Origin of the sequence: Amaricoccus sp. B4 (genome assembly GCF_043226085.1) — a bacterium.
Taxonomy (GTDB): Bacteria; Pseudomonadota; Alphaproteobacteria; order Rhodobacterales; family Rhodobacteraceae; genus Amaricoccus.
Genome location: NZ_CP171225.1, coordinates 1,794,607 through 1,809,775, shown reverse-complemented (window position 1 = coordinate 1,809,775; position 15,169 = coordinate 1,794,607). Strand labels below are relative to the sequence as shown.

At 66.8% G+C, this 15,169-nt stretch carries 15 protein-coding genes; 4 read left to right on the top strand and 11 right to left on the bottom strand.

Features of this window, described 5'->3' with window-relative positions; translation table 11 throughout:
* Window positions 1-11 precede the first annotated feature (11 nt).
* The 8 genes from hemN to ACF66B_RS08680 all read right to left on the bottom strand — a co-directional run bounded on the left by hemN (window position 12) and on the right by ACF66B_RS08680 (window position 9,552).
* The gene (gene hemN, locus ACF66B_RS08715) at window positions 12-1,361 is read right to left on the bottom strand and encodes an oxygen-independent coproporphyrinogen III oxidase (RefSeq protein WP_111431504.1); all 1,350 of its coding nucleotides are present in this window, start codon (window positions 1,359-1,361) and stop codon (window positions 12-14) included.
* A 91-nt stretch (window positions 1,362-1,452) separates the two neighbouring features.
* Window positions 1,453-2,571 (bottom strand): LacI family DNA-binding transcriptional regulator, encoded by a 1,119-nt coding sequence (locus ACF66B_RS08710; RefSeq protein ID WP_111431505.1) that lies wholly within the window; start codon window positions 2,569-2,571, stop codon window positions 1,453-1,455.
* Between the two features lie 176 nt (window positions 2,572-2,747).
* Complete coding sequence (locus tag ACF66B_RS08705) at window positions 2,748-3,488, bottom strand: Bax inhibitor-1/YccA family protein (RefSeq protein WP_111431506.1); 741 nt, start codon at window positions 3,486-3,488, stop codon at window positions 2,748-2,750.
* Between the two features lie 175 nt (window positions 3,489-3,663).
* On the bottom strand, window positions 3,664-4,554 hold the full coding sequence (locus ACF66B_RS08700; RefSeq protein WP_111431507.1) for an alpha/beta hydrolase: 891 nt from the start codon (window positions 4,552-4,554) through the stop codon (window positions 3,664-3,666).
* Between the two features lie 69 nt (window positions 4,555-4,623).
* Window positions 4,624-6,342 carry a bifunctional serine/threonine-protein phosphatase/kinase gene (locus ACF66B_RS08695; protein WP_111431508.1) on the bottom strand — a complete coding sequence of 573 codons (1,719 nt, stop codon included), beginning with the start codon at window positions 6,340-6,342 and terminating at the stop codon, window positions 4,624-4,626.
* Window positions 6,343-6,410: 68 nt separating this feature from the next.
* On the bottom strand, window positions 6,411-7,247 hold the full coding sequence (locus tag ACF66B_RS08690; RefSeq protein WP_111431509.1) for a formate/nitrite transporter family protein: 837 nt from the start codon (window positions 7,245-7,247) through the stop codon (window positions 6,411-6,413).
* Window positions 7,248-7,821: 574 nt separating this feature from the next.
* Entirely contained in the window at window positions 7,822-8,835 is a 1,014-nt protein-coding gene (locus tag ACF66B_RS08685) for a calcium-binding protein (protein ID WP_111431510.1), read from the bottom strand.
* Window positions 8,836-8,886: 51 nt separating this feature from the next.
* Window positions 8,887-9,552 (bottom strand): ceramidase domain-containing protein, encoded by a 666-nt coding sequence (locus ACF66B_RS08680; RefSeq protein WP_111431511.1) that lies wholly within the window; start codon window positions 9,550-9,552, stop codon window positions 8,887-8,889.
* Window positions 9,553-9,616: 64 nt separating this feature from the next.
* Here ACF66B_RS08680 and ACF66B_RS08675 point away from each other — a divergent pair, with 64 nt between their 5' ends.
* On the top strand, window positions 9,617-10,309 hold the full coding sequence (locus ACF66B_RS08675; protein WP_111431512.1) for a metal-dependent hydrolase: 693 nt from the start codon (window positions 9,617-9,619) through the stop codon (window positions 10,307-10,309).
* A 42-nt stretch (window positions 10,310-10,351) separates the two neighbouring features.
* Here ACF66B_RS08675 and ACF66B_RS08670 read toward each other — a convergent pair whose 3' ends face one another.
* Together ACF66B_RS08670 and ACF66B_RS08665 are read right to left on the bottom strand one after the other, a co-directional pair.
* The gene (locus ACF66B_RS08670; RefSeq protein ID WP_111431513.1) at window positions 10,352-10,825 is read right to left on the bottom strand and encodes a DsrE family protein; all 474 of its coding nucleotides are present in this window, start codon (window positions 10,823-10,825) and stop codon (window positions 10,352-10,354) included.
* Window positions 10,826-10,908: 83 nt separating this feature from the next.
* The gene (locus ACF66B_RS08665) at window positions 10,909-11,361 is read right to left on the bottom strand and encodes a nucleoside deaminase (RefSeq protein ID WP_111431514.1); all 453 of its coding nucleotides are present in this window, start codon (window positions 11,359-11,361) and stop codon (window positions 10,909-10,911) included.
* A 118-nt stretch (window positions 11,362-11,479) separates the two neighbouring features.
* Between ACF66B_RS08665 and ACF66B_RS08660 the strand changes: the two genes are divergently transcribed.
* Entirely contained in the window at window positions 11,480-12,388 is a 909-nt protein-coding gene (locus tag ACF66B_RS08660; RefSeq protein WP_111431515.1) for a pseudouridine synthase, read from the top strand.
* Here ACF66B_RS08660 and ACF66B_RS08655 read toward each other — a convergent pair.
* A complete protein-coding gene (locus ACF66B_RS08655; RefSeq protein WP_111431516.1) occupies window positions 12,378-12,581 on the bottom strand; it encodes a cold-shock protein in 204 nt (67 codons plus the stop codon). The genes ACF66B_RS08660 and ACF66B_RS08655 overlap by 11 nt on opposite strands.
* Before the next feature lie 421 nt (window positions 12,582-13,002).
* Here ACF66B_RS08655 and ACF66B_RS08650 point away from each other — a divergent pair, with 421 nt between their 5' ends.
* Entirely contained in the window at window positions 13,003-13,914 is a 912-nt protein-coding gene (locus tag ACF66B_RS08650) for a 5-bromo-4-chloroindolyl phosphate hydrolysis family protein (protein ID WP_111431517.1), read from the top strand.
* A gap of 39 nt (window positions 13,915-13,953) precedes the next feature.
* On the top strand, window positions 13,954-15,144 hold the full coding sequence (locus tag ACF66B_RS08645) for a toxic anion resistance protein (RefSeq protein ID WP_111431518.1): 1,191 nt from the start codon (window positions 13,954-13,956) through the stop codon (window positions 15,142-15,144).
* Window positions 15,145-15,169: the final 25 nt, after the last annotated feature.

Sequence of the window (15,169 nt, the reverse complement as noted above, 5' to 3'; positions counted from 1 at the left end):
CCCCGAGAGGCTCAGACCGCGACCGAGTGGCGGGCCTCCGAGCGGGTGAGATAGGCGTCGAAGACCGAGGCCACGACGCGCGAGAGCGCCCTGCCGCTTTCGGTCAGCACCACCCGGCTGCCCTCGAGCATCACCAGGCCGTCGCGGGCGAAGTCTGCAAGCCGCTCCATCTCGTCTCGGCACCAGTCCGCGGGCTTGCCGCAGGCTGCCGCGATCGCCGCGGTATCGACCATGCCGTCGCACATCAACCGCTCGATCACCCGGCCGCGCAGCCTGTCATCGTCGGTGAGCGCGATGCCCTTCGCGACCGGCAGATGCCCCGCGCTAACCGCGCGTGCCCAGGCGCCTGTCTCGGAAATGTTCTGGATATAACCCCCCGGCGTGCGGCCGATGGAGGTCGCGCCGAGCCCCAGCAGTGCCCGGGCGCAATCGGTGGTATAGCCCTGAAAATTGCGGTGCAGCCGCCCCTCGTGCGCGGCAATCGCCAGCGTATCATCGGGCCGGGCGAAATGGTCGAGCCCGATCGCCTCGTAGCCATGGGTGATGAGCGCGTTCGCCGCCATCTCCGCCTGCGCCTGCCGCGCCGCGCCGTCGGGCAGGGCATATTCCGGGATCAGCCGCTGGTTCTTGGCCATCCAGGGCACATGCGCGTAGCCGAAGAGCGCGATGCGGTCCGGTGCCATCCGCCCGCAAAGCTCGATCGTCTCGATCAGGCTCTCTTCCGTCTGATAGGGCAGGCCATAGATGAGGTCGAAATTGATATGGGCGACCCCGGCGGCGCGCAGCGTGTCGACCACATGGGCGACCATGTCCGGCGGCTGGATGCGATTGATCGCCGCTTGCACTTCCGGGTCGAATTCCTGCACACCGAAGCTCGCGCGCGTGAAGCCCAGCCGGCCGATCTCGGCGGCCATCTCGTCGGTGAGGGTGCGCGGATCGCATTCCACCGCGATCTCCGCGTCCGGCATCCGGTCGAAATGCGACCAGACCCGGTCCATCGCCCGGCGCATGTCCTCCGGCGTGAGGACGGTCGGCGTGCCTCCGCCCCAGTGAAGATGCGATACCTTCATCCGTCCGGGCAGCGCCGCGGCAAGCAGGTCGATCTCGTCGAGCAGATGCTCGAGATATTCCGCCACCGGTTCGTAGCGTGACGCGAGCTTCATGTTGCAGCCGCAATACCAGCACATCTGCTTGCAGAAGGGGACATGGAGGTAGAGCGAGATGGGCCGTGTCGGGTCGAGCTCGGCGAGCCAGCTTCGATAGGTCACTTCGGGAAAACCGGGACGGAAATGCGGCGCTGTAGGATAGCTCGTATAGCGCGGCACGGACCGACTCGCGTATCGGGCCTGAATCTCGTTCATGCGGTTCCCCCCAGATAAATTTTGACCGAAACGATACTCTTTCCGTTCGGATTTGCAAAATGACTCAAATCAAGGCATCGGAGACGGCAATTCAAGCCGGCTGGCTTTCGCACAGCGCCGCCCCGGTCGTGCCGGCCCGCGGCGCCGGCCCGTGGCTGCTGCGGATCACCAGCCGCGGCCGCAGCACGCGGGCAAGCGGTGGCGCAGCGTCGGGGCCGGCCTCGATCCGTTCGGCCAGCAGCTCCGCGGCGCAGCTGGCACAATGCACGGGATCGGCGTCGAAGGTGGTAAGGCCGGGGCGGAAATGCGCGGCGGCCGGGTCGTTGCCGAAGCCGATGACCGAAAGGTCGCGGGGCACCGAAAGCCCGAGGCGCTCGGCCTCCTCCATGACGTCGAGAGCGGCGGCATCGGTGAGGCCAAGGACTGCGGTCGGCCGCGCGGGCCGCGAAAGCAGGGCGCGTATTGCCCGGCGGCTGCGACCGATATCGTCGCCGTGCAGCGCGACGCTGCCGACCTCTATGGACGTGTCGCCCGAGCGCGCGATTGCGGCGAGAAGCCCGTCATGGCGGCGGCGGCAGGAGGGCGACGGATCCGAAGGCCCGACCAGCCCGAACCGGCGATGCCCGAGCCCGCGCAGGAGGGTGAAGGCGCGCTCGAAGGCGGCAAAGCCGTCGGTGTCGACCCAGGGCTGGTCGGGCGCTCCCCGAGGGGGGCTTCCGAGCGTCACAAACGGGAACCGGCGCTGGGCGAGAAAGGCGAGGCGTGGGTCGTCGTCCCCTGCCGCGAGAAGCAGGAGGCCGTCAGCCTTTCGCGCCCGCACGATCTGTTCGATCACTGCAAGTTCCGATTGTCCCGGCGGCACCGAGGCCAGGAAGAAATCCATGCCGATCTGCGCGCAGCCCGCGCTCAGGGCCCTGAACAGCCCCGGCGGGACGGCCTCTCCTCCGGCCTCCTCTGCGGGCAGCACCATCGCGGCAAAGCCAGACCGGCCGGATACGAGCGCCCGGGCCGCGCGATTTGGAATGTAACCGATCTCGCGTGCTGCGGCTTCGATCCGCGCCCGTGTGGACTTCGCAATCCTGTCATGGCCGGCGAGGGCCCTCGACACCGTTGCGATCGATACGTCCAGCTTTTCCGCCAGATCCTTTAAAGTAGCGCCCCCGTGTGACACGGGATCCTCCCATGGACTGCTTAAATAATAACCGCGCATCAAAGCGCCGCCAATGGATTAAACGCCGGCGACGGTGGCCGGGTTGCGAAGTTGTCGCTATGCGGCAGAGAGCTATAGAATTATGCTCGTAATACGAACAAAGGCCCGCCGCAATCCCGCGACGGGCCTCGTGTCTGGCGGGGTGGCCGGATTCTGCCGGCCCCCGGGGCGCTCCGTTATTCGCGGTTTCCGAACAGCGAGAGCAGCATCATGAACATGTTGATGAAGTCGAGATAGAGGCTCAGCGCGCCCATGATCGCGGCCTTGCCCAGGAACTCCTCGCCTTCGGTGGCGCGCATCTGCAGATAGGTCGTCTTGATCTTCTGCGTGTCATAGGCGGTCAGGCCCGCGAAGATGAGCACGCCGAGGATCGACACCGCGAAGACCAGCGCCGGCGACTGGAGGAAGATGTTGATGAGCGAGGCGACGATGAGGCCGATAACGCCCATGATGAGGAACGAGCCCCAGCCGGAGATGTCCTTCTTCGTGGTGTAGCCCCAGAGGCTCAGGCCCGCAAAGGCGATCGAGGTCACGAGGAAGACCTGCGCGATCGACATCCCGGTGAAGGCCTGGAAGATCCAGGCGATCGAGAGGCCCATCACCGCGGCGAAGGCGTAGAAGAAGAGCTGAAGCCCGGACGTCGAGAGCCGGTTCACCATGCCGCCCATCGCGAAAACCATGATCAGCGGGGCGAACATGATGATCCAGCCGAGGATGTTCGGCTGGAGCGTTTCGGGGTTGCGGAAGACCGAGAGGAGTTCCGGGCTCGAACCCACGGCCCACGCAACAGCAAAGGTTACGAGGGTCCCCACCGACATGGTCCCGTAGACCTTGTTCATGTGGGTGCGCAGACCTTCGTCGATCTGCGCCGTTCTTACGCCGGCGCCCGTCCGACGAATAGTCTCGAATTCGGCCATGTTATCCTCCGTACAAACCAGTTTTCCAGCCACCTCTGATCGGCAATGCTGGCAGTCTTGCGAAATATCGGGAATCGCTTCGTTGTTTTCAACGGTCAGACGCGCCGGGAGCGGACAAAAAAACGCGAGTTTTCCGCAATTTCCGTTCGCGCGCCCCGCATTTTGATCTTTCCGTTCAGTCCGCGCCTGCGCCGAAGAAGCCGATGAGCGCCGCGGCGGTTTCCTCCGGCGCCTCCTCGGGCAGGAAATGGCCGCAATCGAGCGCCTTCCCGCGCACATCCCGCGCCTTTTCCGCCCAGACCGCCGGCACGTCGTAAAGCCGTCCGACAAGCCCGCGCGCGCCCCAGAGTGCGAGCAGCGGTGAGCTGATCCGCGCCTCCGCATCCGCCGCGTCATGGTCGAGGTCGATCGTTGCCGCTGCGCGGTAGTCCTCGCAGGTCGCCGCGATGCAGGCCGGATCGCGGAAGGCCTGCCGGTAGTCCTCCAGCACCTCTGGGGCGTACGCCTCCATTCCCGAGCGACCCCAGGCGGCGAGCTTGCTCTCGAGATAGAAATCCGGGTCCGCCCCGATCAGCCGCTCGGGCAGCGGTGCGGGCTGGATCAGGAAGAACCAGTGGTAATAGCCGGTCGCAAACACCCGCTCGGTGCGGGCATACATCGTTGCTGTCGGCGCGATGTCGAGCACGGCCATCCGCGCGACCGCCTGTGGATGGTCGAGTGCCAGCCGGTGCGCGACGCGCCCGCCGCGGTCGTGACCCGCGAGATGAAAGCGCGGATGCCCAAGCCGCTGCATCAGTTCGACCTGATCGGCGGCCATGGTGCGCTTCGAATAGGTCTCGTGCGGCGCCGCGGAGGCAGGCTTGTCCGAGCCGCCGTAACCGCGCAGGTCGCTCGCCACCACGCGGAAGCCGGCCGCGACAAGCCGCGGGGCGACCAGATGCCAGCAGGCGTGAGTTTGCGGGTAGCCATGGAGCAGAAGCACCGACGGCCCGTCCCCCGCCGCGCGCACCCGGAGCGTGAGCCCGCTTGCCAGCGTGATCCTCTCGTCGCTGAAGCCCTCGAACATGCCGTCCTCCCTCTGCCGGTCCGTGCGCAAGAATGGCCGCGCATGCGCCGGAAGGGAACCGGTGTCGTCTCAGCGCGCGAGAAGATAGACGATCACGCCCGCAAGGCAGAGCGAGACGATCTGCCAGAACCGGACCGGGTCGCGCTCGGCCAGGGGCGGGCGCGGCGCGCCCGCGTGCCGCCGGTCGGGCCGGGAGAGATCGGCGACGAATTCCGAAAGCGCCTCCTGCCGCCGCCGCGGATCGGGATCGACCGCCCGGCGGAGGGCTGCATCCATCCACTCGGGCACCGGCCGCGCGCCACGCTGTGCGCTCGCATAGACGAGCCGGCGCTGGGCGGCGCGGCTGCGGGCGCGCGCAGCGGCCGCCCCGTACGGCAGGCGCCCGGTCAGCATCTCGTAGACGATCACCCCGAGCGCGTAGAGATCCGAGCGCCAGCTCCCTGCGGCGCCGAGGAAGAGCTCGGGCGCCACATACTGCACCGCGCCCAGAACCTCGGCGGCCTCGGGCTGCACCACCGTTTCGGCCACCCCGGCAATCCGCACCGAACCGAAATCGATGAGCTTCACCGTGCCCGTTCGGTCGATCATGACATTCTCGGGGCGCAGATCCTGATGCACCATGCCGCGGCGGTGAAACGCCCGGATCCCGCGCGCGATCTGCCCGGCAATGTCGCGCACCGCAGCGAGATCGGGCTGCGGATTGTCGTGCATCCATTGCCGCAGCGTGCGGCCCTCGACATGTTCCGTTACCACGTAGAGATATCGCCTCGGCCGCGCGGGTGGCACGGCCTTCAGTACATGCGGGCTCGAGAGCCTGCGGGCGATCCATTCCTCCATCATCATCCGCCGCAGATGCGCGGGGTCCTCGCGCAGCTCGGGCGCGGGCAGCTTCAGCGCCACCTGCCGCCCCGTCGCCGTCTCCACCGCGACGAAGATCCGGCTCCGCGCATTGCCATGGATCTGCCGCAGCAGCCGGTAGCCGTCGAACTCTGCCGGGGCCTCGACCGGCGGGGGCAGCGGCAGGCGCGCCGCCGCGCCCATGAACTCCTCGGCACTCCCGTCGGGCAGCGCCTCGATACGCACCACCTGCGCGGTGAGATTGTCCTCGCTTCCGGCCGCGAGCGCCGCCGCGACAAGCGCAGATGCCGCCGCCTCCGGTTCCCCCGCCTCCGCCACGATCCGCGCCATCGTGCCGGGGCCGAGCGGCTCGTGGACGCCGTCCGTGGTGAGCAGGAAGGTATCGCCCGGCGCGAGCTCGATCACGCGCTGGTCAATCTCCACCTGCGGCGCGAGCCCGAGCGCCCGGCCGAGATAGCTCTCGCCGCCGGGAAGCGCGATGCGGTGATCTTCGGTGAGCTGCTCGAGGCTTGCGCCCGCGACCCGCCAGATCCGGCTGTCGCCGACATGGAAGACGTAGCCCCGCCGTCCCTTCAGGATCAGGCCCGAGAAGGTGCAGACGTGGCCGCGGTTCGGGTCCGCGCCGAACTGCCCGCTGGGGCTCTGGGCATGCAGCCAGGCATTGGCCGCCGTGAGCACCGTGCGGGCGGCGGTCTTCACCTCCCAGGTCTCGGGGCTGCAATAGTAGTCGTCGAGAAAGCTGCGCACGGCGGTCTCGGCCGCCACCCGGCTCACCCGGCTGCTCGAGATCCCGTCGGCCAGCGCGAGCGCCACGCCCTTGAGGGCAAGCACGGTGCCGTCGGGCAGGATGGCGCCGTGAAAGTCCTGGTTCTCGGCCTTCCGGCCGCGGTCCGAGGCCTGTCCGAGGCAGACGGAGAGGGTGGGGGCCATGCCGGTCTCCGGGAGAGCGCGCCCCGCGCCGCCCGGCAAGCCGGATGGAGCGGGGCTGCCGTCCGGGCTCATTCGGCCGGAAGCCCCTCGGGTGCCGGGGCGTTCCGCTGCGGCGAGGTCTTGTAATGCGTCGAGTAGATCATCGCGCCGACGAAGGTGAGCCCGCCCACGAGATTGCCGATGACGGTCGGGATCTCGTTGTAGAGGAAATAGTCGGCCCAGGTGAACTGGCCGCCGAGCATGATGCCGCTCGGGAAGAGGAACATGTTCACGATCGAATGCTCGAAGCCCATGTAGAAGAAGATGAGGATCGGCATCCACATGGCGATGACCTTGCCCGAAACGGAAGTCGACATCATCGCCGCAACGACGCCGGTCGAGACCATCCAGTTGCACATCACCGCGCGGATGAAGAGCGTGAGCATGCCGCCCGCGCCTGCCGCGGCATAGCCGAGGGTCCGGGCCTCGCCGATATGGCCGATCTTCTGACCGACATCGTTCGGATCCTGGGTGAAGCCCATGGTGAAGATGATCGCCATGAAGACGGCGGTGGTCATGGCGCCCGCGAAGTTTCCGACGAAGACGAGGCCCCAGTTGCGCAGCACGCCGCCCCAGGTGCAGCCCGGTCGCTTCGCAAAGACCGCAAGGGGCGCAAGGGTGAAGACCCCGGTGAGGAGGTCGAACCCGAGCAGGTAGAGGGTGCAGAAGCCCACCGGGAAGAGCAGGGCACCGACGAGGAACTGGCCGGTGTTGACGGTGATCGTCACCGCGAAGGCTGCGGCAAGCGCGAGGATCGCCCCGGCCATGTAGGCGCGGATGAGCGTGTCCTTGGTCGACATGAAGATCTTGGATTCGCCGGCATCGATCATCTTCGCGGCGAATTCCCTGGGCGTCACGTATGACATCTGAAGGTCCTTTTCGAAGGTCTGGTTCGGGAGAGGATCTGAAGGGTCAGGCGTTCGGTCCTTGGCGCGGCACGAGCGGGTTCGACCGGCCGCGATCAGCGGCCAGGGCGGGTCGGGTCAGTCTGTCCCTGAAGATGGCGTGGCGCATCTTCCGCTCCTCGGGAGTCCGGCATGGGCCATCGCGGGCATGGCCGGAGGTTTCCTGTTGCGGAACGCGGAAATAGGAAAGGCGCCGCGTTCCGGCGATCCGGCCCCGAAAGGACAGATCACGGGTCACACAGCGTCATTGCTGCTTGCCACGAAGGGCATGTGTCAGGATACGCCGCGCCATTGCGGCTCGTTTCCCATCAGGTCGGCGTGTAGCCGAACCCGCCTGCGGGAATCGATATACACGAAAGCGTGTAAACCGCCTGCGCTCTTCGCGCAAGCAAAAAGCCGGAAGGTGGGGCGGGCGCGACGCCAGACCAGGACCATTCTGGATGGAGCGGAAATCTCAAAAAGGGAACCTGGTCTCCTTTGGAGGTCGGAGCGCGATGCCGGGTGCGGACTGTTTCGGTCCGCACCGCACTTGCGCCTAGAGAATGAAATCGTCGTCGAGATACCAGCCCGCGCCGCGGCGTCCGTCCTCGATCTCGATCTTGAAATCCCAGCCGTCGTCCCGGTCCACATTCGCCAGGACCAGCGTGTCCGAGCGGCTGTTGACGACATAGACCATGCCGATCTCACGTTCGCCGCCGTCATAGACGCCGCCCCACCGGAAGGCCTGATCGCCGGACCACGTCTTGTTTGCGTCGATCCCCGAGAGGTCGATGAGATCGCCATCCTCGAAGGCAGGGGCAGCAGGGCTCGCATCGGCCAGCGTCGCGCGGATCTGGTCGAAGAGCGGCCTCCGCCCCGAGGTTCCGGGCTGGGAGTGCCCGGCCGTCTCGAAGACGAAAACGTCGTTTCCAACCCCGCCGACCAGCACGTCGCCGCCTGCGCCGCCGATCAGTGTGTCGTCACCATTGTTGCCACGCAGCACGTCATAGTTGGTCCCGCCGGCGACAAGATCGTTCCCCGCGCCACCGAAGAGCGAGTCCCGGCCGGGACCACCGCGGACCTTGTCGTTTCCATCGCCGCCCTGAATGGTGTCATTTCCGGCCTCGCCGTGGGCGTAATCGTCGCCCGCGTCACCGTTGATTTCGTCGTTACCGCTCGCGCCATGAAGCGTGTCACGCCCGCCACCGCCGCGGAGGCGATCGTTGCCCCTTCCACCATCGAGCCAGTCGTGGCCATTGTCGCCCAGCAGCAGATCGTTCCCGTCATCGCCCGACAGCCGGTCGTTGTCGCCGCCGCCATGGATCGTATCGTCGCCCGGATTGCCGTAGAGAACGTCGTTGCCCGAATCGCCAAAGATCCGGTCATTCCCCTTGAGACGGGGATCGTGCTCGTGGTCCCCCGCGATCGTGTCGTCGCCGCTGCCGCCATAAAGCGTGTCATCCGCGACGCGGCCTGAGATGTAATCGTCACCGCCAAAGCCTTCGATCCTGTCGTTCGCGTTGGTGCCGAGAAGCCGCTCCGGACCGGAGGTGCCATAAATGGTTGCCATGCTGAAATCTCCTTCACGATGCCGGGATCCTCGCCGGTCCGACCGTCGGGATCAAGCGCTTCGCAGGGCTTCGGGTTCCCGGTCGCGCACCATCACCCGGATCATCCAGCCGAGCAGGACCGCGTTGCAGAGATGCCAGAGGAAATGCGTGCCGGAGGGCACCGCGCCGCAGACCGCCTGGTCGATCGAGCGGAAGAGGAGCGAGAGGCAGAGGAGTGCGGCGCCGAGCGCGAGCCCTCGCGCCGTCTCGGGGCGGCGGCGCGCGAGCAGGCCCGCGTAGAGAAAGATCAGAGTCGGCACCGGCACGTAGCTCATCGAGCCGTTGAGCGTACCGACCAGTGGTGTAAGCCCCCGTTCGATCAGCATCGACCAGGGGAAGTAGAGCGCAACGGCAAGCGCTCCGGCCCAGGCGGGCAGGGCGAAGAAGCGCACCGTCGCGAGAAAGACATAGACAAGGATGAAGACGAGGATCGGCAACACGTCCGCCATCATCGCCCAGACCTGCGCATGGGTGTGAAAGAGCCAGGAGCCGATGCCGATCGCAACGAGGATCGCCGCAAGCAGCCGCCCACCCCGGTCGCCCGCCCGCCCGGCGTGGCGCCAGGCCCAGAGCCCGGCCGCCACGAAGGCGAGATTTGTCAGCGCGTTGACCGGCTCCGACCAGTAGCCGGGGCCGGTGCGTTCGCAATAGCTGTTGACCTCACGAAACCAGTCCATGGAAACTCCGAGCGGGCGAGGGCCGTTGGTCCTTGATCGAAGCAGACTTCCGGAGGGAATTGAAATGAAGATAACGTGGCTTGGTCATTCGGGCTTCCGCATCGAGATCGCCGGCGAGGTGCTCCTTGTCGATCCGTGGCTGAAGGAGAACCCGAGCTTTGACGAGAGCCGCCGGGAAGAGGCGATCGCGGGTGCCACCCGCATCCTGCTCAGCCATGGCCATTTCGACCACGCCAACGACGTGATCGAGATCGCCAAGGCGCTGGGCGTGCCGGTGGTCGGGATCTTCGACCTCATGTCCTTCTGGGCCGAGAAGCACGGCATCGAGACCGTGGGCTTCAACAAGGGCGGGACGGTCACGCTCGGCGAGGTTTCCGTGACCATGGTGCATGCGACCCATTCCTCCTCCTACGGCGGCAGCGAGGGGCCGGTCTATGCCGGCTCGGAGGCCGGCTACATGATCGCGGGCGAAGGGAAGACGATCTATTTCTCGGGCGACACGGACGTCATGGCCGACATGGGTCTCTTCGAGGAACTGCATCACCCCGAGATCGGCATCCTTTGCGCCGGCGGCCATTTCACCATGGACATGAAGCGCGCGGCCTTTGCGGCGAAGAAGTTCTTCAACTTCAGGACCGTGATCCCCTGCCACTACAAGACCTTCCCGCTGCTCGCGCAATCGGCCGACGATCTCAAGGCGGGCCTGCCGGGGGTCGACGTGAAGACGCCCGAAGTCATGGAGACACTGGAGTTGTGAGGTCTCGCGTGCCCGGCGGCGCCCTGCCGCCGGGCGGGCCGTTCACGGCCTGAGGTAGCTGTAGCCCTGCTCCTGAAGCTCCATGAGCCGCACGACGCCCGACGGCACCACCTGCGCCTCCGGCAGCAGCTCGACCGGCTTGCCGGTCGTCTTCTCCACTGCCGCGATGGTGTTCGCGCAGGCCGAGAAGGACAGATGATCGATCGTCTCGCTCATGTGCGCGATCTGGGCGCCGACCGGCGAGAGATCCTTGCGCAGCATGGTGACACCGGGCCCGAAGGTCACGACCTCAATGTCCACTTCCTCGCCCTGCTCGGCATAGTAGCGGTGGATGTTCTTCACATTGTTCAGTGCCATGGTCATCTTGACCGGGTCACTTTCGTCGACCTGGATCGCCACATGCACGGGCTCGCTTGCCCCGGCCGCCTGTGCGCCCGTCGTTGCGGCCAGCGTGAGCGCTGCAGCCGCGAATAGCGGCGCGGACGCCGTTTTCGCCTTCTCAAACAAGGATTTCATTCCTGCTCTCCAACCCCGGGGTATTCCGCCCGTCCGCAAGAGTATGTGGCAATGCTGCGGCGAGGCAAACGGCCCCGATGCGCTCAGCGCCGCTCCGCAAAGAAAGCGCGCAGCAAGGCCGTGCACTCCGCCTCGGCAACGCCTGCCACAACCTCCGGCCGATGGTGCGTCTGCGCACGGTCGAAGACCCGCGCCCCCTGTTCAACCCCGCCGGATTTCGGATCCGCCGCGCCGTAGCAGACCCGCGCGATCCGGGCCGCGGCGATCGCTGCGGCGCACATCGCGCAAGGCTCGAGGGTGACGTAAAGCGTCGCGCTGCCGAGCCGCTCCGAGCCCGACGCGGCGCAGGCCGCCCGGATCGCCAGCATCTCGGCATGCGCCGTCGGGTCGGAGAGCTCCCGCGTGCGGTTGCCTGCACGGGCCAGCAGCCGGCCGTCCGCGCCGACGATCACCGCGCCGACAGGGGTCTCGTCGCGGTCGCGCGCGGCGCGGGCCTCGGCAAGGGCGATGTCCATATGCGGTGCGAAGCGGGTCATCCGCGTCTCTTGGCGCGGCGCGGGCGCGGCTTCAAGCCTCTTGGCCGACCGGGGCAGGGTACGCCCGCACGGGATTTCGCGATTGCGCGTGCCGCGCCCGCCCGTGTAGGAGCAGGAAATGAGCCAGAACGATGACAGTTCCGAACGTATCGCCCGCCGCCTCTCGCGCGCCGGAATCGCCTCGCGCCGCGACGCCGAGGCGATGATCGCGGCCGGCCGGGTGCGGGTAAACGGCAAGCTGATCGACAGCCCCGCCCTCAACGTCACCGCCGCCGACCGGATCGAGGTCGATGGCGCGCCCGTCGCCGCCGCCGAGCCGACCCGGCTCTGGCGCTACCACAAGCCCACAGGGCTCGTGACCTCGGCGCGCGACGAAAAGGGCCGCCCGACGATCTTCGATAAACTGCCCCCGGAGCTGCCGCGTGTCATGAGCATCGGCCGGCTCGACCTCAATTCCGAAGGTCTGCTTCTGCTCACCAACGACGGTGCGCTCAAGCGCCGCCTCGAGCTGCCCGCCACCGGCTGGGTGCGCAAGTATCGGGTCCGCGCCAAGGGCACGGCCACCGAGGAAAGCCTCGAGCCGGTGCGCCGCGGCGTAACTGTCGACGGCGAGCGCTTCCAGCCGATGGGTGTCACCATCGACCGGGTGCAGGGGGCGAATGTCTGGCTGACCGTGGGGCTACGTGAGGGGCGCAACCGTGAGGTGCGCCGGGCGCTCGAAAGCGCGGGGCTGCTCGTCAACCGCCTGATCCGGATCTCCTACGGCCCCTTCCAGCTCGGCGATCTCGCATCGGGAGCGGTCGAGGAAGTGCGCGCGAAGGTCTTGCGCGATCAGCTTGGTCTTCGCACGGGCGAAATGCAGCCGGAAGGGGATTCCGCCGGTTCGGGTTCAAAGGCGGGCGCAAGAGCGCCGGGGGGCGGAAAGCCGAAGGAAAAGGGCACAGGAAAGCGCCACGAACCTGAATCCGGAGCGCCGGGACGGCCCCGCGGGGCCGCGAGGAGACGCGGACCGCGCCTCAGATCTTGAGGTCGCCGGCGCTCTTGCGTCCGTCGCGGCCGTCGATCAATTCGTATTCGATCGGCTGGTTGTCCTTCAGGGATTGCAATCCGGCGGCCTGAACTGCCGTGATATGGACGAAAACGTCCTTGCCCCCGTCACTGGGCTGGATGAATCCATAGCCCTTTTCGGTGTTGAACCATTTCACCGTGCCCTTGGCCATTCGGTTAAGTCCTTAAGTCACTGCCAACCCAGACCCCGCGCCCGGGCTTCTTCGACGTCACGTCCCCTCGGACGCGGCGCACGGTCAAGCTGCAGCATCGGGTTACGAAACTTCGTAAGCGAATCTTTAACGCGAATCGCGGTGCAAAAAAAGCTTGTACACAACCTGTGCAGGGGTCTACGATGAAGCAATCAGCGCAATTGGTGCAGTCTGCCCTAAATCATAACACTTGATGAACAATTCGCGACCGACGGGGCTGGTTTCAGCTCTCGACGACGACTATCTTTCGCCCACAAGGGACGAAAAATTGGACATCGTTGATGGGAAATTCCGGAATACGGCTGGTCGGATTCGTCATTCTGGCGGCGATCGTGCTGACCACGAGCTTCGGAGCACTGGGCGCGGGCCCGGGTATTTTCTGATGGCGCAACAGAGATTTGGTGGGAAATACTCTCCGGGCGCGCAACCTTCGGGCGGCACGCGCGCGGGCAGCCCCGCCCCCGCGCCTTTCCGCAACCGCCGGGCGCGCAAGGTTTCGATCCGGGCCCGGCTCCTGTTCGTCATGCCTCTGCCGCTGCTCTTTGCCGCGGTCGGCTCGATCCGGCGCGGCAGCGCCACGGAGACCATCGCGGAGGTCGGCGGCTTTGCGGGCCTCGCGCTGGCGGCCTGGCTTCTCGCCGAGGGGCTGAAGGCTGAAGCAGCCTTCGAAGCCCGCAAGATTGCTCGTCCTCCGAGTATTCCGCGCAAGCTCTTCGCAGCTGCACTCACCGGCGCCAGCATCACCCTCGTCGGGGCGCTGAGCCTGGGGCAGGGGCTGCTGACGGCACTCGCTTTCGGGGTGATCGCGGCGGGCGCCCATGTCGTCGCCTTCGGGCTCGACCCGATGAAGGGCAAGGGGCTCGAGGGCGTCGACGAGTTCGCCTCCGACCGCGTGGCGCGCGCGATCGACCGGGCCGAGGCCATGGTGCGCGAGATCGCGGGTGCCGCGGGTCGGATCGGCGATCCGCTGCTCGAGGCCCGCGTCGAGCGGCTCTGTGATCAGGCCCGCGAGGTCTTCCGCGTGGTCGAGGACGACCCCCGCGACCTGCCGCGGGCCCGCACCTTCCTCTCCGTCTACCTCATGGGCCTGCGCGACTCGACGTCCAAGTTTGCCGAGATCTACGCCCGCAGCCGCGACACGGAGAGCCGCCGCCAGTACGAGGCGCTGCTCTCCGATCTCGAGACCAGCTTCGCCACCCACCGCGCCGGCCTGCTGAAGGACGATCGCAGCGACCTCGACGTCGAGATCGAGGTGCTGCGGGAACGCCTCCGCCAGGACGGCCTCACCACATGATCACACCCGGACACGGACAGCAGCAGGAGACCTGAGCCCATGGCAGAAGATACCCGCGCGAAGGCGGCAGCGGCGCTCCAGGAGGTCGAGGCGGTCAGCGCCCATCTCCTGCCCGAGCCGAAGGGGGAGATCGTCCCGGCCGCGATCGGCGATCCTGCGCTCCAGGCCGAGATCGACCGGATCAAGGCCGAGATCGACCTCTCGAGTTCGCAGTCGATCATCCGCTTCGGCTCCGGCGCCCAGGCCGAACTGCAGACGATCAGCCAGGACATGCTGTCGGGCGTGCGCAACAAGGATGTCGGCCCTGCGGGCAGCTCGCTCCGCGAGATGGTCACCTCCCTCCGCGGCTTCTCTGTCGCCGAGCTCGATCCCGACCGCAAGCAGAGCTGGTGGGAGCGGCTCATGGGCAAGACCAAGCCCATGGCCGAGTTCATGGCCCGCTACGAGACGGTGCAGGGCCAGATCGACAAGATCACAGAGGAGCTGCTCGTCCACGAGCACACGCTCCTCAAGGACGTGAAATCCCTCGACAAGCTCTACGAGAAGACCCTCGAATTCTACGACGAGCTCGCGCTCTACATCGCTGCGGGCGAACAGAAGATCGCCGAGCTCGACGAGACGGCGATCCCGGCCAAGGAGGCCGAGGTCCAGGCCGCGCCCGAGCAGGAAGGCGTGATGAAGGCCCAGGAGCTGCGCGATCTGCGGGCCGCCCGCGACGATCTCGAACGCCGGGTGCATGACCTGAAGCTGACGCGACAGGTCACGATGCAGTCGCTGCCCTCGATCCGGCTCGTCCAGGAGAACGACAAGAGCCTCGTCACCAAGATCAACTCGACCCTCGTCAACACCGTCCCGCTCTGGGAAACCCAGCTCGCCCAGGCCGTGACGATCCACCGTTCGCGCGAGGCAGCCGAGGTTGTGCGTGACGCCAACGACCTCACCAATGAGCTGCTGACCTCCAACGCGAAGAACCTCCGCGAGGCCAATGCCGCGATCCGCACCGAAATGGAGCGCGGTGTCTTTGATATCACGGCCGTGGAAAAGGCGAATGCCGATCTCATCGCCACCATTGAGGATTCGCTGAAGATCGCCGATGAGGGCAAGGCGAAGCGTGCCGAAGCCGAGCAGGCGCTCATCCGCATGGAGGGCGAACTCAAGACGGCGCTCTCCGCGGCGAAGTCGCAGGCGACCGGGCTCGGCGACACCGTCGGCGGCAGCGTCGTCCGATAGCGGCCGGGCGCGCGGCAGACGAGGC